Below are 26,979 nucleotides of genomic sequence, written 5' to 3' on the forward strand. Positions count from 1 at the left end.
ATGAAACCGAAAAAAATTGTCATTGTAGGCGGAGTAGCAGGGGGAGCTACAGCAGCAGCTCGCCTGCGTCGTCTAGATGAAACCGCAGAGATTGTGTTATTTGAGCGGGGGGAACACATTTCGTTTGCGAACTGTGGGCTGCCGTACTATATCGGTGAGACCATCACAAGCCGCAAAGCACTGCTTGTGCAAACTGTGGAAGGAATGTCAAAAAAATTCAACATGGACATTCGCAATCGAAGTGAGGTCGTTCGCATTAACCGGGATACGAAAACCGTAACGGTTCATAATCTTGGGACAGGGGAGACGTATGACGAGAGCTATGATGTACTGATTCTCTCACCAGGCGCTAAACCGATTATCCCTACAATCCCGGGCATAGACGAGGCGGAGCAGTTGTTCACCCTCCGCAATATTCCAGATACAGATCGAATTAAAGAGTACGTCGATACACATAAACCTGCTCGTGCTGTGATTGTCGGCGGCGGCTTCATCGGGCTGGAGATGGCTGAGAACTTACATGATCGTGGGGTAGCAGTTACGCTCGTACAGCGCGGCAACCAAGTAATGACTTCCATTGATTATGAACTGGCCGCTATGCTGCACACCCATATGCAAGAAAAAGGCGTCGATCTCATTTTAGAAGATGAAGTGGAAACATTCGAAGATCGCGGGCGTACCGTGAACTTAAAAAGCGGACGCCGTATCGCAACCGATATGATCCTGCTTGCAATTGGCGTTGAGCCGGAGAGCCAGCTTGCTAAAGACGCCGGACTTGCACTCGGTGTACGTAACGCGATCAAAGTAAACGCCACCTTGCAGACGACAGACCCAAGCATTTATGCGATTGGAGACGCCATTGAAGTCACCGACTTCGTAAGCGGCAAACCGACAATGATTCCACTCGCATGGCCAGCCAATCGCCAGGGACGTCTGGTGGCGGATCATATTAACGGATTGGACGCAGCGTATCGCGGAACGATGGGAACGTCCATTGCGAAAGTATTCGATCTCACCGTTGCTTCAACTGGAATGAACGAAAAAGCTTTGCAGCGCTTGGATCTTCCGTATGAAGCTGTTCACATTCACCCAAATTCACATGCCGGATACTATCCAGGTGCGTCTCCAATCTCCTTGAAACTTCTGTTCAATCGAGAAGATGGCACCATCTACGGAGCACAAGCCGTAGGGCGGGATGGTGTCGATAAACGAATTGACGTGATCGCAGTCGCGATTAAAGCAGGCATGACCGTACACGATCTGCCAGATCTTGAGCTCTCATATGCACCACCGTATTCCTCTGCCAAAGATCCGGTCAATATGGCAGGCTATGTTGCCTTAAATATTATGGACGGTTTAAACGACATTGTGCAGTGGCATCAAATCGATGACATTGTAGCGGACGGCGGTCTGTTAATTGATGTACGGGAGCCGATCGAACGAGAAATGGGCTTTATCCCAGGCTCGATTAACATCCCGCTTGGTGACATTCGAGAGCGGATGGACGAAATTCCAAAAGAAAAGCCTGTCTACGTATCCTGCCAGGTCGGCTTACGCGGCTATCTCGCAGCCCGCATCCTGCGTCAGTACGGCTATCAGGTATATAACGTAGATGGTGGTTACAAAACATACAGCAACGCATTCCAGCCACAAAAGCATCAACCCGTGGTCACAAATGATAGCGGAGTAGCCGAAATAAAAGGAGAGACACAAGTAGTGAATACAGACGCCCAACCAATCGAAGCGACCGTAACGCTTTCTGTGAATGCATGCGGCTTGCAATGCCCAGGGCCGATCATGCAAGTATATGAAAACATGCAAAGTCTCAACGACGGCGACATCCTCGAAGTAAAAGCAACCGATCCAGGTTTTGCCCGCGACATTGCCGCATGGTGCAAAAATACCGGCAATACGCTCGTATCGTCTGAATTCGACCAAAACACCTGTATCGTTCAGATTCGCAAAGGATGCGATGCCTCACAGGCTGTATGTAACCTATCCGCAGGAGGCACACAGGAAAACGCAACACTCGTTGTATTCAGCGGTGATCTAGATAAAGCAATGGCTTCGTTCATTATCGCATCCGGTGCCGCAGCGATGGGTAAGAAAGTGACCATGTTTTTCACCTTCTGGGGGCTGAATATACTACGTCGTCCTGATGCTCCAAAAGTTGAAAAAGATTCGATGGAGAAAATGTTCGGCATGATGATGCCAAAAGGAGCAGGTGCACTGCCGCTATCTAAAATGAATATGGGCGGTATGGGAACCGTTATGATGAAGAAAGTAATGAGCAAGAAAAACGTTGACGATCTCGATACGCTGATTGCTAACGCGAAACGAGCAGGTGTAAAAATGATTGCCTGCACGATGAGTATGGATGTGATGGGCATTAAAGCTGAAGAATTCATTGACGGAGTCGAACTAGGCGGCGTCGCTACCTACCTTGGCGAAACAGAAGGCTCTGGCCTAAATTTATTTATCTAATCGCAAAACCCGGAACAGTAGATTTTGTACCGTTCCGGGTTTTTTCCCGAATTCTGGTTGTGAACACCTTCATCTGCATGTATGATAAAAAAAGGATACCGTTGCGCAAGGCGGGAGACGAAAGGGGAAGGCACACGTATGAAACAGATCGTCGTAGTAGGAGCCGGCTATGCCGGTATTTCATTTTTGCACACCGTGCTGTCATTTATTCCAGAAGACGTTCAGATTACGGTACTAGATCGACTGCCCTGTCATACCATTAAACCGGAATACTATGCACTAGCCAGTGGTTCATTAAACGAAAAAAAAGTAAAGGCTCCGTTTCCCGTACATGAACGGGTGACCTACATACAGGATGAAATTCAGGAACTGCGGATTTTCAACCACGAAGTCGTGTGTGCAAATCAGACCGTAAAATTTGACCAGCTGATCTTTGCGCTTGGCTGCATTGATAATCATTTCAATGTGCCGTGGGCCGATGAGTATACGGAAAGCATCCAAACGTTTAGCAAGGCGATGAAAACACGCCAGAAAATTGATGCGCTTCATGAGGAAGGCCATGTCGTCATTATCGGTGGTGGGTTATCTGGCGTCGAATTCGCAAGTGATCTGCGCGAACAGCATCCGAAGCTACGAATTACGATGCTTGAACGCTCTAATCAGGTGCTTCCAACATTACCGGAGCGCATTCGCAACTACGTGCGCCAGCACCTTGATGATCATCACATTGATGTAATGACCGATATTAGCGTAGTGATGATTGATGATAAACAGGTGTATTATGGAGCGGAGCGAAAGACGCTGCCATACGATGTATGTGTGTGGACTGCTGGGATTATGCCGCATCCGCTGTCAAATTCGCTTCTGGCGTACAGCAACGCTGATCGAATGAACCGAATTGCTGTCAAGGAAAACTACGAGCTGCCGTATTACCATAATATTTTTGTGATCGGGGATTGCGCTGCTTCAGAATTTGCGCCAAGCGCCCAGCTTGCACATATTCAAGGGGTTCAGTTAGGAGAATTTTTCCTTTCTGAATGGTATGAAACTGAGTATAAACCAGCACCAATCAAGCTGAAAGGTGTTTTGGGGTATTTAGGTAAAAAGACTGGCTTTGGCCTGGTGAATGACAACGTGTTACTTGGTAAGGTACCGAATGTAATTAAGTCTGGTGTGCTATGGATGCATAAACATCATATGGGATAATAAAAAATAGCCTTGGGAGATCCAAGGTTATTTTTTATATCTAAAACTTTTCTCATCTCAAAATCTTAAAAAATCTTAAATTAAGAGATATATTTTTTGTGTTTTCGTTTTGTCCGATAATATATATTATGTTAACTTAGAAAAAATCAAGACGTACCAATACCTTTCGGTTCGTTGTTCTGATGTCGGACGACAAGAAACTACTCCGTTTAGCGACAAGAAACTGCTCCGTTTCCCCCTACTCTTTCCACTATCACCATATCATCATTTGCTTTCTTGAATAATTTTTACAGTTTCATCTTGAAACAAACTTTACTTTTGTATATATTCATAGATCAGAACCTGAATTCACGACGAGAAAATACTCCGAACCTTGTAAAACGACAAGAAACTACTCCGTTTAACTAAGCAAAAGCCCGGTCAACCTTTATGTGATCGGGCTTTTACAAACGGACATGTTAAATTCGCCTGTTTTAATGCTGTTTGATAACTGACCGTATTATTCCAATAATGGAATTCAGCACTTTCCCCTTTTACTTTTGGGAAAAATATAATATAGAATGGCAAATTTTTATAATCAAAAGAAATCACTGGATCTAGAATTCTTTTCCGTGCAAACTCAGGAACGACCTCTGCCCAATTTTTAAGATGATTGAGTACTAAAAAAGCCATGAGTTTAGTAAATATCCAACAAGATGTTGTCCATCCTGTATGTGCTACATCACCTTGGATACGTTCCCATCTTTCAAATATTCGATTTAGATAATGAGAATCTTGTTTTGAATAAAAGTTTACTCCCATCTTCCGAAGACCAATCCGTCTTCTGTTAACAACATCCCAGTAGTTGTTTATTTGCTCGATATGTTGCTTCCATAAGATATAGGTTAATGCATATGCGCATACCTCTTCATGATTTTGTACATCTTTATGGAAATATCGAATGCAATTGCAATGATCTTTAAATACAGTTTTCCGAAGGTGTCGGTCGATAGACTTAAACACCTGAAGTGAGCAATTGTATAAAACTTGATAAACAAAGTGCTGGCGTTGAAAAAAACTCTTAAAACCGCCATATTCCGGATTAGCAAGGAACTTCCTCTCCTGTTCCCCATGTAAGGTTACAATGTATGATGCGGATCTCATCACATTATATTGAATAGTAGGCCAATTCTCCTTTGTAGAAGGTTCAACAAATTGTAAAAAATAAAGTAGTGTATTAGGCCTATTGTCCAAGTCATCATTACGATGAAAATAAATCCTCTCTAGTCGCTCAAGTTGCTCAGGTGTTAATGAAATCCATTTTTTAATTTCTAGAAGTTGAATTTTCAACCCTTTAGCCTTTTTCCATATATCAAAGTAAAACTCTCCGTGTTTCGGAAGATTAGTCATATTTTTTCCACATAAGCATCGAAATGGACTTTCTGTATGTGTATTACTTAGAACATACGGTATTTCACGACTACAATCTAAGCATTTTGTTTCAAGGTTTTGATCTGGGTGAAATGGACAGATATGAAACAATTTAATTTGGTGTAGTACACTGTGGTATCCCCACTGCATGCATTTTCCGCAGAAAGCCACGTTCTCTCTTATCAATTTTTGGTTTTGACCGATTAAAAAATGTGGCAAGACACTGATCATTCTGGTCATAATATTTTTAGTATTGCTTACGAAGGAATTCCCTAAAATTTTATGTGCTTTTTGGTCACTAAACCCTTCTAATGTAGTAAGATTTCGAAGCTTTTTACTCCAGGAGGTTCTCATTTTTAAGCTATCTACATATTCCGTGCCTAATGTATTAAAAATATCCGTAACGTTGGCGTTATTTGCCAATTTAAATTTCTCCAAAATACCCCAAGGTGATTCGCATGGGAATATCCATTGAGGATTCCATGTATAGTCTGGACGATGGTTAGAGGGATCTCCTAAAACAATAATATGTGATGAAGTCATCTGTTCACCTGCTTATCATAGTTTTTACTTCCTCTTCCATAACATTCTTTCTTTATTGATAAAACTCAGCTGTAATATATCCGGATTGTTCAATGGCTTCTTTCCAATTTGCTTGAGTAAGCCACTCCACATGTAACCCATTAACCCCAAAATGACGCAGTGCATACTGAATCGTTGACGTTACATACTGCATAGGGATTTCGATCGATCCCTTCAGTCCATTTTCCTTTCTTAGCCTCCATACGACCTCGTACAAATCTTCAGCACACTGTTCTAACCGAGCTCCTTGTACAAACTGGTCAGGAAAAAAGAAACGAGTAAACGACCAGTTGCTGTTCTCAGGATATTCTGATTCGGTATCATAGCAAGCTAGGCATACTTTTAAATCCTTAAGTGTTTTAACTCCTTCAAACTTGTGTTCATGGATCATAAAGCGCCCAATAATTTGAGCTTTCTTTGCTTGGGAAAATGCTAAACGCCGGTGTAACAGTTCTTCTTGCCCTACCAGCATAACTGTTAAGCTAATACCAGCATCGTCCAATTCATTGTATAAGTCCATAAGCCAGTTATAATGCGTTTCAGTAAGATTTTGAGCATCGTCCATAAAGAAAATGATCCGGTTTTGTTCCGAGGTAATTCCTTTTTGGAGTAAAAATTTGAACAAACGCTCACGTTTTATGCTGGCTTTTCCCGTATGTATAATTCCATGGCCGACTCCCCTTAATAAATCCTCGAAGAAAACTGATTCATTAGGCAGACGGTATGATCGACAGCAGATATTGAAAATCGGCATCTTTATGCCAAATTCTGTGGGCAAAATATGCATGAGGTAGTTAATGGCCCTAGTCTTCCCAATACGAGGTGGACCGTGAATAATTCCACCTGGGGATCGATTTTCAATCCACTGAGATATGATTTGATACATACGTTCGATTTCATTAGTTGCAATCAGATAACGCCCAGTTTCAATAGGATGCGAACCTTTTGGTACATAAGGTCTTTGATCGTCTTGGAGGTTTTGATGAAAAGACGGTTGTACCATAACTTTGTAGCTCCTTTTTATATGTGTTTAGTAAATAATGGTCTTCTTTAACGTGCGAGCAATAGTGCTTTTCTCCTTTTGAACAACCTTTGATGCTTCCTTTTTTGGTACTTGTTCTATATCCGTAAGTTCCAGCTGTTGTTGCTTTGTTGGTTCTTTTTTTCGTGTATTTTCTAGTTGAGCTAGCTTGTTTCGTTCCCGTTTTTTGTGTTTAGAAGAACGCAAATACTCATGATATTTCTCAATGGGATCATCCTGACTTGTGTAAAATAACTGTTTTCTGCTTCGTAATTTAGTGATCTCCTTGCGTGTTTGAAGAGTATGTCTGGTAATGCCCCATTTTCCTGATGCCATTAGAACGCCGAACTCACTTCCATCAGGAAGAAAAGCTCGAACCATGCGTAAATCTTCAATATTCACAAGAATCGTCAAGGTTTTTCCAATGAGGCCGAGGCTTTGAGATAATACTTGGCTGTGGTACGTCACACCTTCATATTGAATATAGGGTCGCCTACCTGATTTCATATTGCCATTCACTCTACGTTTAGCCGTAAGAGTTAAAAAAGAAATGTCATCTCGTCTTTGCTCGGGCATGGTACGGATCGTCATACCACGTTGTACTCGCTGTTGCATGGCTTCAAGTGGTGTGAGATTATTTATTCCTTCATGGGGCGTTCCGTTGTATATAGCAATGAGAGCCTCTGTTAGCTCCTCGATGTGTTCGGCAGATATCCGATACTTGATAGCTTTTTCTTCCGATTTTTGGCGTCTAGGGTCTTTAGGATAGCTTCCTGTTGTGCTGGGTAAGCGGTGATAGCCATTCTCCTCTAATAAGCCAAAAAACCTTTCGATAATACCTCTTCTCTCTGGAGTATTTACAGGCCCAGCGTTGATGGAACAACCGATAATCTGAGTGAGTCGTTCTCGAACAATATTGGATAAGTTCGCTTTACCATTATCATAATGAAACTCATCCCAAAGCCCCCATCTTGCTTCTGGAATTAGCCGAGAAGCATATCCACCATGTTCAGGATATTTGAGACCTGTGATAGTGAAATTTTTTTCTTTCCATGGAACAATAGCATTCCGAATGCATTGCAGTACATCAGCAGATGAATATTCTTTATTGAAGCTGATGTGATACCCTAGAATGACTCGAGTTGCCACATCAATAATGACGAGCAACCATAAGCGTTCAATGGTTGTAGTAATCTCATCACCTTCCGGGGTTTGAAATGTAACAGACAAAATAGCGTCTATTCTGTGACCGTCAAATTGAACTTTTTCCAAAGGGCGAACCACTATTGGATAATTTTTTATACCTGGATCGTTTATATGAGCATGTCGAACTGCCTCATCTCCGTAACGTTTGGATGCTTCTGAAAAATATCGAGCATGCAGTTGTTTAGCATATCGTTCGATTGCTCGTCTTCCAGCATCTTTTGTAATAAAAGGATATTCATGAGGCCGTATGCCAGCTGTCCGGCAGGCATCCAAAAATTTTTTATGTAAGTGTTTTAGACGGATAACCGGTTCGCTTACATCCTTTTTATTTCGACGTAAATACAAGGCATCAATCGTTTCTTTTACAGAAGGATATTTACGTAATAATGCCTGGAAAGCACCGGTCATTTGTACAGGCTGTTCCTCAGAAGAAACAGGAAGCGACCGTGTGCGATTGTATTCTACTAATCGTTTGCGGGGAACTAGTGCGCGAAATCCCCAGATCATTCCGTTTTCATCACGCTCTAGGCACCTATGAACATAACGATGTAGTTCTCTCGGATGGATGTTTGTTTCTTCATAGATTTTCTCAGAACTTTTGTGACCAGACATATACATTTCAACTGCTGTTTTCCGGCGCATGAATAAATCCTTATCTTTTTCGGGCATATCATCTAGCAAAACAACCGGCCATCCAGAGATATCTAACTCTGATGCATGAATTGCTTCGTTTTCTATAATTTTTTTCTTAGGCATGTAGCCAAACCTCCGTGTGTAAGCCGAAAAGTAATTGGTCTAAATTGGCTTATATTTATTTTTTCTGAGTAAATAAGCTGACAAATACACTCTCGGATTTCAGGCATATACTTCAGAAAAGAAAGAGTTTTTAATTCCACTTCAGCAATTTTCCTTTTACTCATTAAGCCATACCTTTGTATGTACCGTTAAAGGATGCTTATGGAGATTGGCAAGTAATAACCCTTCATAAAATAGATGTATTATACTTTCTAATATAGTTTTGCTATTCGAGTAATCTTCAATATCTTTGATGGTCCTACAACCGTTTTGGAGTGCCTTCATAATCTTATATTTATCTGTTTCAATAAGATTTGGGTATTGTTTAAGATACGGAATAATTAATTTCATATTAGCTAAATATATAGGGTTTCCTCGGATATGTTTTTCAGTTTGTATATTGTGTTTATAACCGTTTTTTGCACACCAAACTTTTTGTATGAAGAGTTGGCGCTGTACTCTTTCATTTCGATCCGATTCAACATCTTTGCTGTACTTAACTTCTATAAATTCTTCAGTACCATCCTTTCGCTTAATCCACATGTCAAAAATGGTTTCATAAATTTTACCGTCTATTTCTTCTTGTACTTTTAAGGGTTGTTCACAAAAACTAACAATGTCAGGATTTGTTTCAATGAGCACCCAATTATCATATTCTAGATCACTGAATAACCGTACATTTCTACAAATCTTTGGACTATAGACTTCCCAGTAATTATTCCCGAATTTTTTACTTCTTGGCATAAAAATAGGCGTATATATGGCTAATCCTCCTTTCGTGTGTAGTTGGGAAGTTAATGTTATAGCTGAGTATAAAATATCAGCGCAATTATGTTAATATTATAAATTATCTATCAATCATTTCTGTTCTTGATGCAAAATAGAAAAAAATGAAATTTATAAAATTTCCGTTTGGAAATAGACTTAAAACGATAAAAAATAATCTTATTTTTAGAGCAGCCATTTTTTTATAAATGTGTCTAAAATACGAACTTTCATTATTGTATGATCCATCATTCTTTATAGAGTAATAAAATCAAGAGATCAAGCTGTATTGATCATAAAAAAAAGCACCTCATGGGTGCTAATATAAAATAATTATCAAGTTTTACTACAGAAATATTAATCTGTGTTGTTCAACGATATATTCTTTAGGATGCCGTTCACTTGCTTGGCTGTTTGACGAATGCCAACCGGAAAACAAGTGGTGTAAGTATATTATTACCTTTTAGTGGATTTCTACTGGTTATCTTTTTCAAAGTTAAGTGGAGTATGACTTATTTGTTCTAGTGAAATGTTAGTACCTTGCTTTTCCAATAAATCAACGTCAACAATGGAGCGGAATTTATAAATCCCTTGTTGAGACAGCAGTAGTATTCCAACATGGCATGTTCTACTGACAGTTGCTTTAGCTTGATTCGAAATATAATTAAACATTGACAGTGTTCGATCTAATAATTTACTCAAAAGATCTGGATCATCAGGAGCTAACTGAAATTGTAGGTTAAAAGTTTCCTTGAATTGGCTTACTAAATTTAAATTATCTATGTATTCTCCTGGGTAAAATATATGGAATTCGCCCTCATTCATTAGCATTAAGTTATTATCAAAATGTTTCTTAGACATTAAACCAATTCTACAAAAAATATCTTCGGGTGTTATTGAAACCCAAGAAAATGAAACAGCACTTGAATTGATATCTTCTATATCTAGTAACATACTATCAACAATAGCTTGTTCAATCGATTCGTTAAATATGAATTCTATTTCTTTAGGGTTATTTACTTCAGCCTGAACTAGTTTATTCTTAAAAAGTTCAAGAAAATTGTGGTATCCGACCCCTGAACACCAGCCCATATTAGGTAGGTTAACTAATTTAATATTATCATCAGAATAACCGAATTCAGCATTTTGTCCATAATTTATCCGAGTATCTGATGCAATTATAGCAATGTACTTAGAAACATAATTAATGACAACGCTCATTTTTAGTCTCCTTATTTGTCTTGTATAAGGTTTGCCTCGATATCAGAAGATATATAGTTTATGAACTTCTTTATATTTAATTCGACACATCAGATAAATTACCTTTTATATCATTCCATTTTTTAGGTCACTACGTCCGGTAATGTATAATATTGGATATAAGTGCTTGTTGTTATTGGTTATACTGGACTTTCCCTACATTTAATATTACAGAGTACCCACCCTTTTACTTTTACTGTGTATTGCCACAATTTAACGTTTTATTTGCTAACGATAGGATGAAACAATAGCCGTTTCTTTTTTCTAGCAACGGCTATTGTTCATCAGCTTATATTCTTACAGGAGAATTTATTACTAACTATTATTAAGGACTTTTTCCTGATGAAGTCTCTTTTTAAAAATATCAAAAAATATGCAAGCTTCATGAACAGGAACATCTAGTCCTAATAAAATATCTGACAGTTTATTTTCTTGTATATAAGAATGAGTTAATTTTAAAAACTGATCTATCCTTTCTTTTTTAATTTTTTTCGCTATCTCTTCTCTAAAAACAATATATGTATCGATCAAATGACTAAAGAAATCCTGCTTTACCTGATCAATAACAATCTGGTTACTATTAAGTTTATAATTGTATTTTTTCCAGTGCGTTTTATAATAATCAGTCAGTGCTTCTTTGGTTTTTAAAGGTAAGATAATATCTGGAGAAATAAGATTTATAAAGTCATCTAAAAAATCATTATTTCTTTCTCTGTAATCGTAAAAACGATCTGTAATATATTGTTGTAATTCAAACAAATCCAGGCTTGTAAGCTCCTTAATAATTTTTTCTCTTCTATCATCGTTCACTTCGTATCCCACCTTCCCCTACTAAATTATGATTACAAATTGTAATTTTTTAATGATTTAAAGTCAATAATTATATAAAAAAATGACTTTTTGTAGTTTAAATCCCTGGTTCATTCCATTTGAATTAATATGTCTTTCAAAAGATATTCAAGGGGATTTATATGAAGTGTGGAGATAGAATTGTTGAGTTACGTGAGTTACATGAAATTAAACAAAAAGATTTAGCCTCGCATCTTGGTATAACAAGCACTTCCCTTTCCCATTACGAAAGAAACAATCGGCAACCGAGTATCGAAATATTAATAGCTTTAGCTGAATATTTCGATGTTACAGTTGATTATCTGATTGGAAGAATTGATAATAAAATTGAATTTACTAATAAAAAACTATTAAAAAATTATAAAATTTCAATTGACAATAAAGAAGTAACCTCTGATGAATTGATACACTTTATTGCTTTTATCCGAGCGGAACGTTCGCTTAGAGAATAATTTAAGCCTCTTATCATTCGTAGAATGATAAGAGGCTTTTCTTTTGATTCTAAAAGTAGTTCACACATCAAGTAGTCTTTGTAAATGGTTTCGTAAAGAGGCTTCCAATTCGGTTAGTAATTTTTCTTGCAAAATTAGGTAGCCTTTTTCTACAAACATAGGTAGAGAACCGTTTAAATCTTCTTCAAGGAACCCAAAATAAGTTGGCTTGTTTTTATCATCTAACGATGTATGCTCTGTAGAGTGTCTATATAATCGTATTTTATGAAGCGTTTTGTGTATATCAGGAAACTCTTGTTTGAATTCGTTCCAAAAGTAACCTTTTTTATTTTTGGATTTTCCTGCATTATCTAGTGACTCTACAAAGGAAATATGAAGTGAACTTATAAAAACCTTAAATTGATTTTCAGATTTACATAAAGGCACGTCATATAGTTGCTGTACATTCGGAATTGGTGCTCCTGCTGTCCAGCCCACTTTATTCAATGGTAATACATGATCATCAAATTCCGTAACTAACTGAACTATAGTCTTAATTTTTTGTTTTAGTTGACCGTGATCTAAGGAAACAGAGTCTGCTTCTTCTTTATTGAATTGATTAAACATATCATCAATACAATTGATAACTTGTTCAGCTTCAAGTGAATATCCATATTCCGTAATACCATGTTTACTAGTAGATAAGTCCAATTGGTGCTTAGAAAAGCTAGAGATAATCCCATTTTTTCTGTCTACTAATAAGATTTTATTGTTATAGCTTGGTATATGAAGTAATTTGAGATTATCATTTTGGCTTCTTAACTTTATAATTTTTTCATATTGGTTTTTCTGATGAGTATCGATAAACTCTTTTCCAGATATGACTAAATTAATTTTAATGCCCTCTTTAAGCCTCTTTTGTATGGTGTAAATTAACATCTCTGGTGGTGTGCAATCCCCAATAAGTGGTAAAGAGAGATGTATTTCCTCTTTAGCTATCTGTAAATACTGATTAAAAATATTCATTGATTCTTCAGGAGGAATTTGCTTGTTCTCATCTATATATTTGTCAATATAATTGATGCTGTCTTCTGAGAAGTAGGTACCCATCTTAGGTTCTGAAACAGCTATCCCCTTTTCTTCTAACTTTTTCAAGGCGATTTCATATTCTTCGTACCTTTTTATTCCTTCGTATACTAGAAACTGAACATCACCATCATCACTACAATATATAAAAACATACATTCTTTTATAATGTGTAGTTCTTCCTTCTATATTTAGGATTTCTATTAAACTACCATCAAAATTATCTGGATCATTCAATTTGTAATCTGCAATCACTTTTTTAAGTTGCTCTTTATTAATATCATCAATTTTCGGAAATCTAAATAATGGATTCAAAACACTTATATTAATTTGTCCAGCCGACCTACCATCCATATAGTTATTATTCTTGGTTATCTTCCCAGTAAGGGCATCAACGTAAATATCAATTTCTAATTTTTCATAACTGTCTATTTTATATTCTTGCAAATAGGTATGTCCTAGTTCTGTAATTTGTTTTGTTTCTGTATCTATCAAACCATAGTGCTCTAAGTTGTACCAAGAGTTCTCTATAAGTCCAAAATCTATACCAAGGCAAGAAGCCATATCTGATAGTTCCATATCTTCTTTATATAGCCTAAGTACAAATTCATCTACAACAGGAAGCTTCTTATCTTTTAGCATTAAACATAGGACTTTCCTTTTGTATTGAGGAAATCCCTTTTCAAAATAACCGACTAATTTATAGCTTGGTAATTCACTTTTTGCTTTTTCCATAACAACTTGAATGTTCATTTACATTAACTCCTCCATTACACACTCATCAGGATACCTTTCAATGAATCGAAGAACATCAGCAAATGGATTTCCCTTATGAGAACTTGCTTTTCGAGCAAAACGAGCATTACCAACTATAATTAAGCATGTTTTTCCTCTGGAAAGAGCCACATTTAATCTTCTTTCATCACTTAAAAAACCTATTCTATTCTCAGGATTACATCTAACTAAACTATAAATCGCAATATCTGTTTCAGACCCTTGAAATGCATCGACATTGTCTACGAATATTTTTAAGTTTTTCCACTTTGAGTCATTAGGTTTTATCAAGTTGATTAAAAGCTTCTTTTGAAGATCATATCCAGATATAACTCCTACTTTAATCTTTGAACTAACCCCTGCGTATTTCCGTTCAATGGTCTCTAGTTGCCTTAAAATAATCTGGGCTTCTACATTGTTCCTAAAAGAATTAAATAGTTCTTGTTGCGAATTATTTTTTAAGCGTTCAGTATTTAACCATATAATTGATTTCGGATGCCAATCAAGTAAATGTGCTCTTTCTTCGGCTGTTTTCTTTGTGATTATATTAGTTGTAGGATAGAAAATCTTATTAATCATTTTGGAAATTGTTGGGTGCATCCTGAACTGAGCGGTAAGGACGATCTTTGCTTCTGGAGCAATTTTATCAAATAGTTCTTCAAACAAGCTTTTCTCTAAATCCGAACTCTTTATACCAATCTCAAGACTCTTGATTTTCTCTCTGTCTCTACCAATAATTGGAGGTAGCTGTTGGTGATCTCCGACTAATATAACCTTTTTTCCTCTGATCATAGGTACAAGCAATTCGGGTGCAGTAGCCCTTGCTGCTTCATCTATAATTACCCAGTCAAAAGTCATGTCATTTAATAAATGTCTTGATGCAATTCCAGTACAAGTTGCGGCAACAATAGAAGCCTTTTGAGCAAATATTTCATCAAATTCATCTAAAGCAGTTAGACGTCTGTGCCATTCTTTAATAAGAGTAAATTTCCTTTTAATTTCATTACTCCTATAGTCTAATGGTGAATGTGTTGTTTCTGTAGTTGATGTGTATTCGGCTCCTAAATTAACCAATTGATTCAATATATCCTGTTCCTCGTCAGAATTTAATCTGTAATTTTTCCTAAAGTAGTCAATTACCCCATTCTTTGAAGAATTTTTAACCTCCTCAATCCATTTAGAAAGTTGATTTTTTATCAATAAAGTTTCGGAGTACTCAGATATCCTCTCGCTTCTACCAACTCGTATAATCTTCTTATCTTCAAGATACTGTGCTATACCTTGGATTGCATGGTCAACTGCGACGTGTGATTGAGATGAAAGCAATACTTTAGCTTGAGGATCTTCCTTAAAAATTTGACAAACAATTTCTGTAATCACAGTCGTTTTTCCTGTACCTGGTGGTCCTTGAATTAGGAAAATATCATCTGTAGCCAATGCTCTCCTAACAGCTTCTTTATTAGAATCATCTAGGTTAGGGTAACAAAAATCTTTTATCATTTTAGGCTTCTTCATGGTTATATGTTGAGGATTGGCCAAAAGGTGTAGTAGCTGTTTATTAGTTGAACTATTAAGGTTAAGAGTTCTTATAGCCCTTCTTAATCTTTTTACAACTGAGGCTGACTGAATAATATCTAAACCGATTTTTCCTCTTGTACTTAGGGTATCAACATCAATATTATTATTCAGGATAATACTTAATTGATCGTTTTCAATTCCATCATAAACTCCAACAGTAACTTGGGTTCCTTTTTGATCAGTTAACTGTATTGGATCTCCATTTGCCAATGAATAATTAATTTTGTCAGTATCTACAAATAACTTCCCTGATTCCCAGTCATAGCTAAAATGCGAGTAATATCCCAAATTTGCTTTTCTGTAGTTTATTTGATCTTCCTCGCTAAGATATCTATCCCATTTTTTAATTAATTCGTTGCTTTTCTTTTCTCTACTTTTCTTAGCGTCTAGTTTTTCTTTAGCCACTATTACCTGCTGTAAAAGCTCCTTTAAGTGGGGTGTCTTGGTTGGCTTCTTACTAAAATCAATAACAGTCCATTCAATATCCAGTGTAATACCCTTGTTAAATTCACGTTCTTGTTCTGTGTAGCTATCTAGTACAAAGACTTTGTCAATAATCAAATGACTAGAGTCTTCTGACAAATAACAACGGTACTTTAATCTTTCTCCTATTAGATAATAGAATCTATTCCCTTTATAAATACTACTTTGCTTTAGATTATTGGAAATAAAGGTTTGTACATTTGCTTTATTTTTATACCCAATCTTCCCTACTTCAAACAAGTGATTAGATATTGAGTCGGAAAACTTCACATAAAAAGTTTTGGATTTTGAATACATATAAATGTATTCTTGTTTTATATCTTTAATAAATTGGTAAGCCGTTATATATCTTTCTTCAGCATTTTTATGTAACGCTTTAAAAAGTATTTTCTTTAGGCTATCTGAGCAAACTATATTATTAATACTATCAGTGATTTTATCCTTATCTTCTGGTGGGTTTTGATGAGTTAGAAGATAATAGAGAATACCCCCGACGGAGTATAAATCACTTTTAATATCTAATTTTCCTCTTGAAAGCTGTTCAGGAGAGGAATAGGCAACTGTCATGTAGTCTTTTAAAGTTTTATTTCCTCTATTATTAATCCCAAGTATTTTACTAATTCCAAAATCAATAATCTTTACATTTTCTGTATCTGAAACTAGGATATTTGTTGGTTTTAGGTCCCTATGCAGAATATTTTTATTATGTGCTTCAGCAATTCCATCTAGTATTTTTAAAATAATCTGCAATTTCTCTTCAAGGTTTAATTCTTTCTGTGCAATATAGTCCTTTAAATTGTAACCTTCCACATATTTTGTAACTATATAAAAAAAATCATCCTCAATTCCAGAATCAAGATATTCTATAATATTCTCATGATTTAATAATGAGAGAGCCTCCGATTCTCGCCTAAAAATCTCTTGTATCTCCTCAGCCTCTTTTGAGTTAACTCTCAAATTTAGTAATTTAACAGCTACTGCTTCTTTTGTCTTAATATTTTTTGCCATGTACACATAACTTGTTTCACCCTCATTAATTTCATTTAGCAAATGATATTTGTTAGCTATTATGTTACCTATCATATAGATATTTCCATCTCCCTTAAACCAAGTAATTTAGAGTTGTTTTTAGTTGGAATAAATCCTATATTTGATATCAAAACAAGGTAGTAATTACCTATATGGAATATTATAGCATGGTGCTGTGTCTAATTCCTTAATTATATTAAGTAAGAAAATACTACAAGATTGGATGCGTATCATAATTAATAATTTTCTAAAGTTGTTATATACATCGAGCTGTACCTTATTTAAATTTTGTTTTTGACTGAACTATAAAATAAAAAGCACTCAAAGAGTGCCTAAGTAGTTTGCTAGAATTCAATTAAACCTAACTGTATTAATAGTGCTGTATTCACTTTATCTATAATTTCATCATCAAGATGTGTGAAGTAACCGGCAGAAAAAACAAAAATAATACCACTGTTTCCTTTGCACCTAAAGACCTGAATCATATACTTCAAAACTTCTTGTTCTCGCGTAGGGCTAGCGTCACCCTTACGTCTGCTACACTTTGTCAAAATGGGGATAACTTAGAAGATAAGTATAACTTGTCCTTTTTACAGCAAAAGAAGATATGAACTATGTATATACTCATCTGTCACAACGTACACTGCCGTGGACACTTCTGCTTTATCTATTTCTTTTTTATACTAATGATGCTAATTGTTTATGACCTGATTCCTCTGTCAATGCTAGTATCAGCATGCAGAAAATGTGATATTTCTATAGGTCGCCCAAAAGATAATATATGCATATATAATTCATAGTAAAATATCGACGTACTTCAGATATAATTAATTCAAATAAAAACTTGGAGGTTTTAGATATTGTTTTATTTAACTCCCTTTAGAACTACAAGAAATAAATCAGGGTTTCATTTAGTTCGCGATAATTGGAATGATGATGGATTCTATACACTTTATAACTTATTTTATCTTGATGAAAACTTAAAAGAAACTGAGATTGGGTATGTCAAAATTGGTCATAAAGGGCAAGAAAGAGGATATACTCAGCTTCCAAACTCTTTCGATACTATTCCTAAGGATTATTTCTCTCTGGGAGGAAGTGTAAAATTTTATAGTAAACTTCGTGGGCTAGGCGATGATGTTAGAATAAAGTGTTTAACCGGTTTAAAGGATTTAGCATTCTTTGAAGATATTTATGATGAGGTCATTGAAGAAAAGGTAGTTAAAACGTCATTGCTAAGAGAAGTGAATAGAAAAATAGTAAGGACACAATTTAGAAGAATAGCTCATGGTGGCACAATTTTAACTAATTATGATTTTACTTTTGAAATACAATCAGGAGATAAAGTTGTTGCATTTAATTTTGATGTAACACCTGAATTATTGCCCCCAACTAATATCCATACGATTATCGGTACTAATGGCTCAGGAAAAACTACAGCTCTCAAAGGAATCATAGATGGGTATCTAGGAAATAGTTTAAATGAAGAGTTTTCAAACGCTATATTTATCTCCTTTAGTGTCTTTGATAAAAATGGCCATTATGAATCTACTAATACAGGAAAAGAATATTATTATGTAGGTGTCAAAACTCACGACTCAAAAACAAAATCCAACGAAGATCTGAAATTAGAATTTCATGATTCCATTAGAAGTATACTTTCAAAGAAAAGATACTACTACTTATATCGAATGTTGGAAATATTAAATGCAGATTATAACTTAGAAAAATACGGGTTAATAAATATTTTAAAAAAATTTTCTAATACCTCTAAAAATAACGAAGCTGTAGAAAAATGCAGTTCTTTACTTAGCAGGGTTTTTGATACTCTTAGTTCCGGCCACCAAATAATCTTATTATCAATAACTAAAATTGTGGAACTAATAGTTGAAAAAACATTAATTCTTATTGATGAACCAGAAACACATCTACATCCGCCTTTATTATCAGCTTTTGTTCGTGCAATTTCAGAAATCACAATTGCAGAAAATGCTGTAGCTATTTTAGCAACCCACTCACCGGTTGTATTGCAAGAAGTTCCTAAAACATGTGTATCTATTATACGCAAACATGGGACCCAAATGAAGATTACTCGTCCTCGTTTCGAAACTTTTGGCGAAAATATAGGTGTTTTAACAGAAGAAGTGTTTGGACTAGAAATACCTAAAACAGGATTTCATACGCTACTTAGAAAAGTAGCTGAAGAAAATCCTGATTATGATGATGTTCTTAATCTTTTTAATAATCAACTTAGTATCGAAGCAAAGTCAGTTATTCGAACACATCTAAATGAGATAAATGGAAAAAAATAAGAGGATACTGATATGTACTTATTGAAACCACCGGAATATGGGGTTGAAGAGTTTTTTGATGAGTTACTAGTTGGTCGACATAATAATTCAAAAAATCAATTCCTCATAAATAGATTATCGTCCATAAAATCTTTCCTCAAAGATGAGCAAGAAAATTACAAAGAATTAGGTGGAAATAAATTACTTCACACACTTAAAGAGCACGATACAATCAGTATACCTACTGATGCTAAATTAGATGATTCAATCTCTAGAACTATTAGTGCTAAAGAAATGGAAAAAGTTTATTCAAACTTTCTAGTTGATGAACCCGATTCAATTAAGATTGGACGTACGGCGTATGATCTAATTTTATTGAATGCATATTTTAATCTTTGTCCTTACTGCTCACATAGAGAAGTTAAAACTGTAGATCATTATCTACCTAAGTCCAAATTCCCTTCTTTTGCAATTACACCTGTAAACTTGCTACCTTGTTGTTCAGACTGCAATAAAGACAAATTAGATAATTACAATCTTAAAGAAGATAAAATGTTAATTCACCCTTATTTTGACGATATAAGTGATCAAGATTGGTTAAAATGTAAAGTTATTGATAACATATGGCCAATCACATTTTCTTATGAGGTTTCAGACGCAATCGTAGATTCAGTACTTAAATCACGTATCAATAATCAATTCAAGCTACTTAATTTAAATAAATTATATGCCGATAACGCTACAAGAGAATTTAGTAAAAGAGTAAAATCATTAGTGAGGGAGTATAATTCTAACCCTTCAAACAATGCCTTAGACTTTATAAATGATAATCTACAATCATATCAATTTGAAAATCCGAATTCATGGCAAACAAAAATGTTTGAGGCTTTAAAAAACTCTAGCTGGTTTATGGGAACGGCTCTACCACAATTACACAGCTTTTATAGAGTCTGATTCTCAGTTACTTTTTACTTCTTTTGAGGTACTGCTTGTTGAGTAGGTACTAGTTCTTCTTTACGTTTAGATGGCGATTAAACAACTTTAAAGAGCCTTTCTACATTTCAATTGTAGAAGGGCTTTGATTTTTTAAGCTGAAAATTAAACGGTTTTATTACATGAACTTTCTTAATAAATTTTCTCACAGCCCGCTTTTTCAAGGGGATTTATTTGATAAAATCCCGACAGTAGATATAAAAATACTACAGTAGTTTAAGAATACATGTTGTTGTCGTCCAACAATTGGTTACGTTTACGGAGTACTTTCTTGTCGCAACTTTTACGACAAGAAAGTACTCCGTTTAAAATAGGAATACAGATATTTACTGGTTTTTTTAGTTGTATCAAAAGGAGTAGTTTCTCGTCGTTGAACATCTGATAAGATTCATTATCGGGAACTTCCTCCCCTCTAATGTCCTGATAATGAAATCAGTGTCTGAATAACTCTCGGGGTCACATCTATAATGGATCGTTTCGTCCCTGTAACACATTTTTTTGGAGGTCGTTGTATATGGATGTTCAAAAAGCCGTCGATGATTTCTTGTTTTATTTAGAAGTTGAAAAAAACTATTCGCCGAATACGCTGTGCAGCTATGCGTTTGATCTACGCTGTTTTTGTTCTTTTTTACATAAGCAGCAGCGTTCCTTCGAGTTGAAATCCCTTGACATTACGACAGCTCACCGTTTTATCCAGGATCAGGTTCTTTCATATGGAATCAAACCTCGTACGCTCCAGCGGCGTATCTCCTGTCTCAAATCGTTCAGCCACTACTGCGTACGGGAAAAATGGATCGACATTGACTTTATGAGCGGAGTTGATTCGCCTAAAACAGACAAACGACTCCCTGTCTACATGAAATTTGAAGAACTGAGGATGCTGTTTAGAAAGCTGGAATGTGAAGAACATGACTTCGCGATTCGCAATGAACTCATGTTTAACTTCCCTGCTACTACGGGTATGAGACGCCAAGAACTGGTCGAATGTTCGGTTTTCTATAAAAACGATCTGTATCTGGTCGGTGAACACTTCGTATTTTTGAGAGATTTTAACGAATGTTATGCATGCACGCTTGTTAATTCGTTCGTAGTTTCTTGATTTCTTCCTCTAGTAAATCAGATGCTTTTGAAAGTGTAGGAATATCTCGGATTCCTAAATCTAATAATTTCTTTATCATTTCCAACTTTCCTTCTACTTTTGCCTTGTCCATCATTTCATCCAACGTCCGTTCCAAGTTGTGCATCATCATAATGAATTCACTCTCCTTTCCTTCTTCAATCATACGCTTCGCTTCTTTTTGTATTTGTGCAGGCATCCTTTATACGAAAATATGCATAAGCCAAGAGTGTAATAGCTGAAACTCTTCAGGACTCAAGTAGCGAACAGAACTGGCTAGCTTCCGCAGGCGAGGTAATTCCCCCTCTTTGTTCATCTGTTTAAAGAATTCTTATGATATCAACGCATTTTATGGATGGTACCGTCCAAATGACCAGCAATCACTTCTAATTAGCTGTAACACAGCAATGAGATCGCTACTTTTTTATTGTTCGTACTTAAAGCTTGTTATTTCATTACAGTAAGCGCATATACTACAGTACCAACGATAAGGAGGTAAGATCAATGGGAATTAGACTTTTGAAGATTGCATCTGTATATTTCTTACTCGCAATTATCCTTGGAATGTTCATGTCTATCACCCACCAATTTAATTACGCTCCTTCCCACGCTCATATCGGTTTATTAGGCTGGACTTCCCTAGCATTAGCCGGCATCATTTATCATCTCTTCCCTGACGCTGCCCGGAACAAACTAGCCACATCCCATTTCTGGCTTCATAACATCGGGCTGCCTATTATGATGATCGGGCTTCTAGTATTTGAAACAGGAAAAACCGCATTTGAGCCTGTTATCGCAATTGGTGCTACTCTTACAAGCCTCGGTGTTGTTCTATTTGTAATAAACGTCTTATTGAATGTGAAATCAAATCCATAATCGTTAACGAATAGATTTTTTTTCGAACCTATTCTTTTTCTCTTCGTGGATGCCACATCTTCACGATGTACCAAATGATTTCAGAAAATGGGCACCGCATAGTTAAGTCTCCTTTTAGTATTTAGATGGAAATAACATGGTTGAATAATCACCGTTATCCATGATCCATATGGTTGTGTGAAGTAATTTATGGAATAAAAAGATTGTTCCAGAGATGGAGCAATCTTTTTTTCGTTAAAATTTTTTTTTGTATTTTTATTCCACATCATTACCCAACAAACTCTTGGCGGTTTCTAATAACTGGTTATGGTAAGTTTTCGCATAGCGGCCTTCGTAACATTGTGGGTTAGAATTTGCTTCTTTGAGTAGTAATTCCCACTGATCTTTACTAAATGGGGTACCGCCAACATTTTGACGTAAAACCCATGCTAATATTGCTTTGAAATAAAGTTTGATCACAAACACCCCACAATCGTTTGACAAAAGCTAAATCTGCCATTATCATCAACTCAAACTTATTTACGGGAGAAATAAAGATGAAAATTTATGTTGATGCAGATGCTTGTCCGGTAAAAGATATTATTATCTCTGAGGGTACGAATGTTGAAATTCCTGTTATCCTTGTTACTAGCTTTTCTCATTTTTCTAATGCGGAACAACCATCAGGAGTGGAAATCATTTATGTTGATTCTGGAGCAGATGCTGCGGATTATCGGATTGTGAAGTTAGCAGAAAAAGGAGATATAATCGTTACGCAAGATTATGGTCTTGCTTCGCTAGGTTTAACAAAAGGGTGTACGGTTCTTCACCATAATGGGTATAGCTATACAAATGAAAACATTGACCAATTATTACAAACACGTTATTTGAATGCAATGGCCCGAAAAAGCGGAAAGCGTACAAAGGGGCCAAAACCATTTACATCAGAAGATAGGGAGAATTTTAGGGAGCTTTTTAAAAGAGCGATTTCACGTTAAAAAAGAACCGTCCATTTTTAAGGAAAACCTAGAAAAATAAGATGCTTTTTTCCTTTAAAACACCCCTTTAGATAACCATATCCAAAGGGGTAAAACGGTGCAACTTTGTTATAAACGGTTCATCTTTTTTCAAAGCTACAGTACATAGATACAGCTCTCTCAAGGGTGTTGGCTTATCCCCTACTGAAAGGAGGGGATAAGCCCATACCAATATTTGAAGCACTTATGTTAGTGATCACATCAACATTGATCGTAGCAATACTGTCATTTAGCCAAAAGAAATAGACCTTCCTTCTTTGAATTTTTTCTGAAGCACCTGAATGGTGAGGATCAAGGGCCTATTTATATTGAGTATGACTTCTCCCCCGTTAAAAGCCCCACAAACATAGCGTGTTTCCCCAATTCTCCAATATCCCCCAAGGGAATTCATATGGTGCGATCCATGTTTTATTCCAAGCGAAATCTTCGTTTTTGGACATAGGGCGTTACTCTTTTTCATAATTATTTGGAGTGTTTTTCGTTATGCATCATGGTCGTTGAGCCTCAATAAATATTTAATTAACTATCTCTCCATATTCTATCGTATACTTAGTAATTTCCTTTTCTAGCCTTACTTCTTCAGCTACATTTTTGATAAAATCAAGTTCACGTAGTTTATCAATGTTGAATTCCCCCTCATAGAAATAAATAGGAACAACAATACCAAATTTATATTTATCACTATTACTATATGGTTGAATATCGTAAGGAAAAATTTCATTGCTCAAAGAATATATATTGTTTATCTGTTGAGATAATTTCTCTTTAAAATTATCCATATCTTCAACTTTTCCCTTAAAGTTGATTACAATACCAAAAAAGTCTTTAGAATTCATTTCTTCTTTAGGATTAATGTTTATTATATTGTTGTTTGCCCTAAGCTCAGAAACTTTAGATAAATATTCATCCTTTTCGTAGGTAAAAAACTCATTACGTTTTACTTTCACTAAGTATTTTTCAAGATTACCGAATTTAATTTTATTAAAATTATTAACATCACTTGCTTCTACAATTTTTTCTCCATTGTATAGGTTAACAGTATAATCTGAAGTTGTATAATATGCTGCATGCTCTTCTATGACAAAAAAGTCATTTTTGTACTTATCTAATGCTTCACTATCATTTATATACATGTATGTATTATCAACATTGTTATCAATTTTCAGTTTCCAATTTCCATTAGAAAAGTTCTTCCTTTTTAATAAGAAACTTTTTGTACCATCTTTGGGAGCATCATCGTAATCATCAATCATAATAATAAACCCTAAAAAAGCAACAACACCAATTATTAATACTGAAAATGCAATTAAGAATGATTTCAAATTACTTTTCAATTTTATACCCCACATTTTTAATTTAGCTATCTCAAATATAAATATGAAGTGATCTTAATATATGCATAGAATGTTCGGTTTTCTATAAAAACGATCTGTATCCGGTCGGTGAACACTTCGCATTTCCGAGAGATTTTAACGAACATTATGCATATATGTTTGTTAATTCGTTCGTAGTTTCTTGATTTCTCCCTCTGGTAAATCAGATGCTTTTGAAAGTATAGGAATATCTCGGATTCCTAAATCTAATAATTTCTTTATCATTTCCAAATTTCCTTCTACTTTTGCCTTGTCCATCATTTCATCCAACGTCCGTTCCAAGTTGTGCATCATCATAATGAATTCACTTTCCTTTCCTTCTTCAATCATACGCTTCGCTTCTTTTTGTATTTGTGCAGACATCCTTTATACGAAAATATGCATAAGCCAAGAGCGTAATAGCTGAAACTCTTCAGGACTCAAGTAGCGAACAGAACTGGCTAGCTTCCGCAGGCGATTACGAAGTGATTCTTCATCACCGTTCTGATCTAATAAAAAGACAGTACCGATGAGGTTGGAAACCTCGAGAAGTTCTTCTTCTGAATACCGATTAACATCGAGCAGGATATAAGAGAAGTTAAGCACATAGTCGTCAAACAGTTCATGGGCATTCAAGGTTTCTTTAAATGTTCATTGTGCCGTCCACTCCTGCTTTCCGTTGTATAGTACAAGGCGGAAATCTTTACGTACTGCTTCGTTTTTATCGGTATTCTTCAGGATATCTCGCCAAATCTCAAGCATGTAGAATAACAGTCGAAACGGCATTTGAAAGTCAACACTAGACTGCATTTCGAGAAGAACATAGAAAATGACATTCACCACAATTAATCTCAAAATATTTTTGTTACGCAGTTTTTGACTTATTCAACAATCTGGTCCTTTTACTGAACAAGAAAAAATCCTGCATTTTCAAAACAGGATATTTCAATAAAATAACCATCTTCTGTTTACAGAGTAATTATGAAGAACTGGTGTGCAGAGAATCGTATAACCTCACTTAGCCATCTCCTAATGTTCTTCAGGCATTGGCTAAGGAAGCAGGTTTTGTCCGAAGAGTATGACTCCCATTCCGCTTAGATATAAAAAAACGATGTAACGTCTTCCAATTAAATTTATAAGGACGTTCCCTACTGTTTTGGGACGTCCTTGATATTTATAGCCTCTATAAAATTACTAAAAACTATTTATTCTTACACTCTTTATTTTCCTTTAGGGGATATCCTTCTTCCCCCTTATTAAACCACAGTGGATCTTTGTCATCGACATCACCATTATAGTTGATGAGAATTTCTTCTCCTGCTCTTATGTCTGTGTAAGCATAGAAGTCAAATGTGTGGTTCTCAAAGTTAATATCATAAGTGGCATTGGGCTTATATGAATGGTTAAACAGCATCCCATATCCTAAAACGACTGCAGTGTGGTTTGCACCATATTCAAACACGTAATCGGCAAGTACCGTTTGCTCTATAAAAACATGATCCTCATTCGGATAAGGAATAACCGGTGCCTCATGTATGAGTGTACCTTTTGCTATGTCGCGTGTCGCGAATACCCCTCTATTGAATTCTCCATCACTAAGTGTGGAAGTTTTTATCTCAATCATACTCGGCACCTACCCATTCTTTTGTATGAACCTTACTAACAGGAATCGAAAGATAAAAAAAGAACCCTTGAAAAGGGTTCTTTTTTTCAGTACGTCTATTCAGGCTCCACAACCTGATTGCAACAGACGTAGCGCAAATATCGGCTCAGACATTTACTATAACACCTTTTCAATCGAAATACCACTATGACCGAACAATTTTTCAGTCATGGTACTATATAATTAGTTAAAATAGCTGTTCGTAATCAACTAGTTGATTTCTTTATTTAACAAATCGGTTGCCTGACTTTCAGTGATCCCTTTAACTAACGCGAGTTCGCTAATCAAAATTTTCTTTGCGTTGTCTAGCATGTTCTGTTCGTTTGTATTAAGTTTCTTTTCTTTACTCCTGTATAGTAAACCACGGATGACTTTAGCAGCTGCTTGTATATCACCTGTTCCCATTTTATCCGCGTTCATGCGGTGCCTTTCGTTCCATGGGAGAGATGGTTCTGATTCGCCGTCATGAAAACCAAGCAGTATATTTTCCATTGTAAGCATATCAACAATTGGGCGTATGCCAAGAATGGATGCTTTTTCTACAGGGACCATTACTTGAATAGTACCCACGGACATTTTTATGACATAGTATGGCTGCTTTTCTCCTAGGATTTCTTTTTCTTCTATGGCTTCGATTATACCAGCACCGTGCATGGGATAAACAACCTTGTCGCCAATTTGAAACAAAAAATCCACCTCCAATCAAATCCCC

General features: G+C 35.9%; 24 protein-coding genes. 8 read left to right on the plus strand and 16 right to left on the minus strand.

The window, feature by feature from the left end:
• Window positions 1–2,484 carry a CoA-disulfide reductase gene (locus PO771_RS09915; protein WP_272559516.1) on the plus strand — a complete coding sequence of 828 codons (2,484 nt, stop codon included), beginning with the start codon at window positions 1–3 and terminating at the stop codon, window positions 2,482–2,484.
• 138 nt (window positions 2,485–2,622) lie between these two features.
• The gene (locus tag PO771_RS09920) at window positions 2,623–3,690 is read left to right on the plus strand and encodes an NAD(P)/FAD-dependent oxidoreductase (RefSeq protein WP_272559517.1); all 1,068 of its coding nucleotides are present in this window, start codon (window positions 2,623–2,625) and stop codon (window positions 3,688–3,690) included.
• A gap of 420 nt (window positions 3,691–4,110) precedes the next feature.
• Here the strand turns inward: PO771_RS09920 and PO771_RS09925 are convergent, their stop codons facing one another.
• The 6 genes from PO771_RS09925 to PO771_RS09950 all read right to left on the minus strand — a co-directional run bounded on the left by PO771_RS09925 (window position 4,111) and on the right by PO771_RS09950 (window position 11,539).
• Window positions 4,111–5,643, minus strand: coding sequence for a hypothetical protein (locus PO771_RS09925; protein WP_272559518.1), 1,533 nt, complete (start codon window positions 5,641–5,643; stop codon window positions 4,111–4,113).
• 52 nt (window positions 5,644–5,695) lie between these two features.
• Window positions 5,696–6,685: an ATP-binding protein gene (locus PO771_RS09930; protein ID WP_272559519.1), complete on the minus strand. Its 990-nt coding sequence runs from the start codon at window positions 6,683–6,685 to the stop codon at window positions 5,696–5,698.
• A 27-nt stretch (window positions 6,686–6,712) separates the two neighbouring features.
• Window positions 6,713–8,665, minus strand: a complete 1,953-nt coding sequence (locus tag PO771_RS09935; protein WP_272559520.1) for a hypothetical protein — start codon at window positions 8,663–8,665, stop codon at window positions 6,713–6,715.
• A 156-nt stretch (window positions 8,666–8,821) separates the two neighbouring features.
• Window positions 8,822–9,346, minus strand: a complete 525-nt coding sequence (locus PO771_RS09940; protein WP_272559521.1) for a Tn7 transposase TnsA N-terminal domain-containing protein — start codon at window positions 9,344–9,346, stop codon at window positions 8,822–8,824.
• 597 nt (window positions 9,347–9,943) lie between these two features.
• On the minus strand, window positions 9,944–10,690 hold the full coding sequence (locus PO771_RS09945) for a hypothetical protein (RefSeq protein ID WP_272559522.1): 747 nt from the start codon (window positions 10,688–10,690) through the stop codon (window positions 9,944–9,946).
• A gap of 354 nt (window positions 10,691–11,044) precedes the next feature.
• Entirely contained in the window at window positions 11,045–11,539 is a 495-nt protein-coding gene (locus PO771_RS09950) for a hypothetical protein (RefSeq protein WP_272559523.1), read from the minus strand.
• 161 nt (window positions 11,540–11,700) lie between these two features.
• Here PO771_RS09950 and PO771_RS09955 point away from each other — a divergent pair, with 161 nt between their 5' ends.
• The gene (locus PO771_RS09955; protein WP_272559524.1) at window positions 11,701–12,030 is read left to right on the plus strand and encodes a helix-turn-helix domain-containing protein; all 330 of its coding nucleotides are present in this window, start codon (window positions 11,701–11,703) and stop codon (window positions 12,028–12,030) included.
• Between the two features lie 60 nt (window positions 12,031–12,090).
• On the opposite strand, the gene PO771_RS09960 is transcribed toward PO771_RS09955, so the two are convergent.
• Both PO771_RS09960 and PO771_RS09965 read right to left on the minus strand, forming a co-directional pair.
• A complete protein-coding gene (locus PO771_RS09960; protein ID WP_272559525.1) occupies window positions 12,091–13,848 on the minus strand; it encodes a hypothetical protein in 1,758 nt (585 codons plus the stop codon).
• The gene (locus PO771_RS09965) at window positions 13,849–17,013 is read right to left on the minus strand and encodes a serine/threonine-protein kinase (protein ID WP_272559526.1); all 3,165 of its coding nucleotides are present in this window, start codon (window positions 17,011–17,013) and stop codon (window positions 13,849–13,851) included.
• An 806-nt stretch (window positions 17,014–17,819) separates the two neighbouring features.
• Between PO771_RS09965 and PO771_RS09970 the strand changes: the two genes are divergently transcribed.
• The 3 genes from PO771_RS09970 (at window position 17,820) to PO771_RS09980 (ending at window position 21,342) form a co-directional block, all read left to right on the plus strand.
• Window positions 17,820–19,271, plus strand: a complete 1,452-nt coding sequence (locus PO771_RS09970) for an AAA family ATPase (protein ID WP_272559527.1) — start codon at window positions 17,820–17,822, stop codon at window positions 19,269–19,271.
• Window positions 19,272–19,283: 12 nt separating this feature from the next.
• A complete protein-coding gene (locus PO771_RS09975; RefSeq protein ID WP_272559528.1) occupies window positions 19,284–20,204 on the plus strand; it encodes an HNH endonuclease in 921 nt (306 codons plus the stop codon).
• A 553-nt stretch (window positions 20,205–20,757) separates the two neighbouring features.
• Window positions 20,758–21,342, plus strand: a complete 585-nt coding sequence (locus PO771_RS09980; RefSeq protein WP_272559529.1) for a site-specific integrase — start codon at window positions 20,758–20,760, stop codon at window positions 21,340–21,342.
• Here the strand turns inward: PO771_RS09980 and PO771_RS09985 are convergent.
• A complete protein-coding gene (locus tag PO771_RS09985; RefSeq protein WP_272559530.1) occupies window positions 21,320–21,493 on the minus strand; it encodes a hypothetical protein in 174 nt (57 codons plus the stop codon). The two genes, PO771_RS09980 and PO771_RS09985, sit on opposite strands and share 23 nt — an antisense overlap.
• Before the next feature lie 371 nt (window positions 21,494–21,864).
• On the opposite strand from PO771_RS09985, the gene PO771_RS09990 reads away from it, so the two are divergent.
• Window positions 21,865–22,236, plus strand: coding sequence for a cytochrome-c oxidase (locus PO771_RS09990; RefSeq protein WP_272559531.1), 372 nt, complete (start codon window positions 21,865–21,867; stop codon window positions 22,234–22,236).
• A gap of 255 nt (window positions 22,237–22,491) precedes the next feature.
• Here the strand turns inward: PO771_RS09990 and PO771_RS09995 are convergent, their stop codons facing one another.
• Window positions 22,492–22,695 (minus strand): hypothetical protein, encoded by a 204-nt coding sequence (locus tag PO771_RS09995; protein WP_272559532.1) that lies wholly within the window; start codon window positions 22,693–22,695, stop codon window positions 22,492–22,494.
• 77 nt (window positions 22,696–22,772) lie between these two features.
• On the opposite strand from PO771_RS09995, the gene PO771_RS10000 reads away from it, so the two are divergent.
• Entirely contained in the window at window positions 22,773–23,213 is a 441-nt protein-coding gene (locus tag PO771_RS10000) for a YaiI/YqxD family protein (RefSeq protein ID WP_272559533.1), read from the plus strand.
• A gap of 554 nt (window positions 23,214–23,767) precedes the next feature.
• Here PO771_RS10000 and PO771_RS10005 read toward each other — a convergent pair.
• The 6 genes from PO771_RS10005 to PO771_RS10025 form a co-directional block, all read right to left on the minus strand.
• Complete coding sequence (locus tag PO771_RS10005; RefSeq protein WP_272559534.1) at window positions 23,768–24,586, minus strand: hypothetical protein; 819 nt, start codon at window positions 24,584–24,586, stop codon at window positions 23,768–23,770.
• A gap of 162 nt (window positions 24,587–24,748) precedes the next feature.
• Window positions 24,749–24,955, minus strand: a complete 207-nt coding sequence (locus PO771_RS10010; RefSeq protein ID WP_272559535.1) for a hypothetical protein — start codon at window positions 24,953–24,955, stop codon at window positions 24,749–24,751.
• Between the two features lie 36 nt (window positions 24,956–24,991).
• A complete protein-coding gene (locus PO771_RS10015; RefSeq protein ID WP_272559536.1) occupies window positions 24,992–25,240 on the minus strand; it encodes a hypothetical protein in 249 nt (82 codons plus the stop codon).
• Window positions 25,241–25,255: 15 nt separating this feature from the next.
• A complete protein-coding gene (locus tag PO771_RS19440) occupies window positions 25,256–25,447 on the minus strand; it encodes an Rpn family recombination-promoting nuclease/putative transposase (RefSeq protein ID WP_422664938.1) in 192 nt (63 codons plus the stop codon).
• 358 nt (window positions 25,448–25,805) lie between these two features.
• The gene (locus PO771_RS10020) at window positions 25,806–26,228 is read right to left on the minus strand and encodes an SET domain-containing protein (RefSeq protein ID WP_272559537.1); all 423 of its coding nucleotides are present in this window, start codon (window positions 26,226–26,228) and stop codon (window positions 25,806–25,808) included.
• 249 nt (window positions 26,229–26,477) lie between these two features.
• Window positions 26,478–26,969: a CarD family transcriptional regulator gene (locus tag PO771_RS10025; protein WP_272559538.1), complete on the minus strand. Its 492-nt coding sequence runs from the start codon at window positions 26,967–26,969 to the stop codon at window positions 26,478–26,480.
• Window positions 26,970–26,979: the final 10 nt, after the last annotated feature.

Origin of the sequence: Aneurinibacillus uraniidurans (genome assembly GCF_028471905.1) — a bacterium.
In the GTDB taxonomy this organism is placed as follows: Bacteria; Bacillota; Bacilli; order Aneurinibacillales; family Aneurinibacillaceae; genus Aneurinibacillus; species Aneurinibacillus uraniidurans.

Bases quoted from the DNA above. Each gene is read 5' to 3' on its own strand.
- PO771_RS09915 (WP_272559516.1), top strand. From the start codon at position 1: ATGAAACCGAAAAAAATTGTCATTGTAGGCGGAGTAGCAGGGGGAGCT.
- PO771_RS09920 (WP_272559517.1), top strand. From the start codon at position 2,623: ATGAAACAGATCGTCGTAGTAGGAGCCGGCTATGCCGGTATTTCATTT.
- PO771_RS09925 (WP_272559518.1), bottom strand. From the start codon at position 5,643: ATGACTTCATCACATATTATTGTTTTAGGAGATCCCTCTAACCATCGT.
- PO771_RS09930 (WP_272559519.1), bottom strand. From the start codon at position 6,685: ATGGTACAACCGTCTTTTCATCAAAACCTCCAAGACGATCAAAGACCT.
- PO771_RS09935 (WP_272559520.1), bottom strand. From the start codon at position 8,665: ATGCCTAAGAAAAAAATTATAGAAAACGAAGCAATTCATGCATCAGAG.
- PO771_RS09945 (WP_272559522.1), bottom strand. From the start codon at position 10,690: ATGAGCGTTGTCATTAATTATGTTTCTAAGTACATTGCTATAATTGCA.
- PO771_RS09955 (WP_272559524.1), top strand. From the start codon at position 11,701: ATGAAGTGTGGAGATAGAATTGTTGAGTTACGTGAGTTACATGAAATT.
- PO771_RS09960 (WP_272559525.1), bottom strand. From the start codon at position 13,848: ATGAACATTCAAGTTGTTATGGAAAAAGCAAAAAGTGAATTACCAAGC.
- PO771_RS09965 (WP_272559526.1), bottom strand. From the start codon at position 17,013: ATGATAGGTAACATAATAGCTAACAAATATCATTTGCTAAATGAAATT.
- PO771_RS09975 (WP_272559528.1), top strand. From the start codon at position 19,284: ATGTACTTATTGAAACCACCGGAATATGGGGTTGAAGAGTTTTTTGAT.
- PO771_RS09980 (WP_272559529.1), top strand. From the start codon at position 20,758: ATGGATGTTCAAAAAGCCGTCGATGATTTCTTGTTTTATTTAGAAGTT.
- PO771_RS09985 (WP_272559530.1), bottom strand. From the start codon at position 21,493: ATGATGATGCACAACTTGGAACGGACGTTGGATGAAATGATGGACAAG.
- PO771_RS09990 (WP_272559531.1), top strand. From the start codon at position 21,865: ATGGGAATTAGACTTTTGAAGATTGCATCTGTATATTTCTTACTCGCA.
- PO771_RS10000 (WP_272559533.1), top strand. From the start codon at position 22,773: ATGAAAATTTATGTTGATGCAGATGCTTGTCCGGTAAAAGATATTATT.
- PO771_RS10010 (WP_272559535.1), bottom strand. From the start codon at position 24,955: ATGATTGAAGAAGGAAAGGAAAGTGAATTCATTATGATGATGCACAAC.
- PO771_RS10020 (WP_272559537.1), bottom strand. From the start codon at position 26,228: ATGATTGAGATAAAAACTTCCACACTTAGTGATGGAGAATTCAATAGA.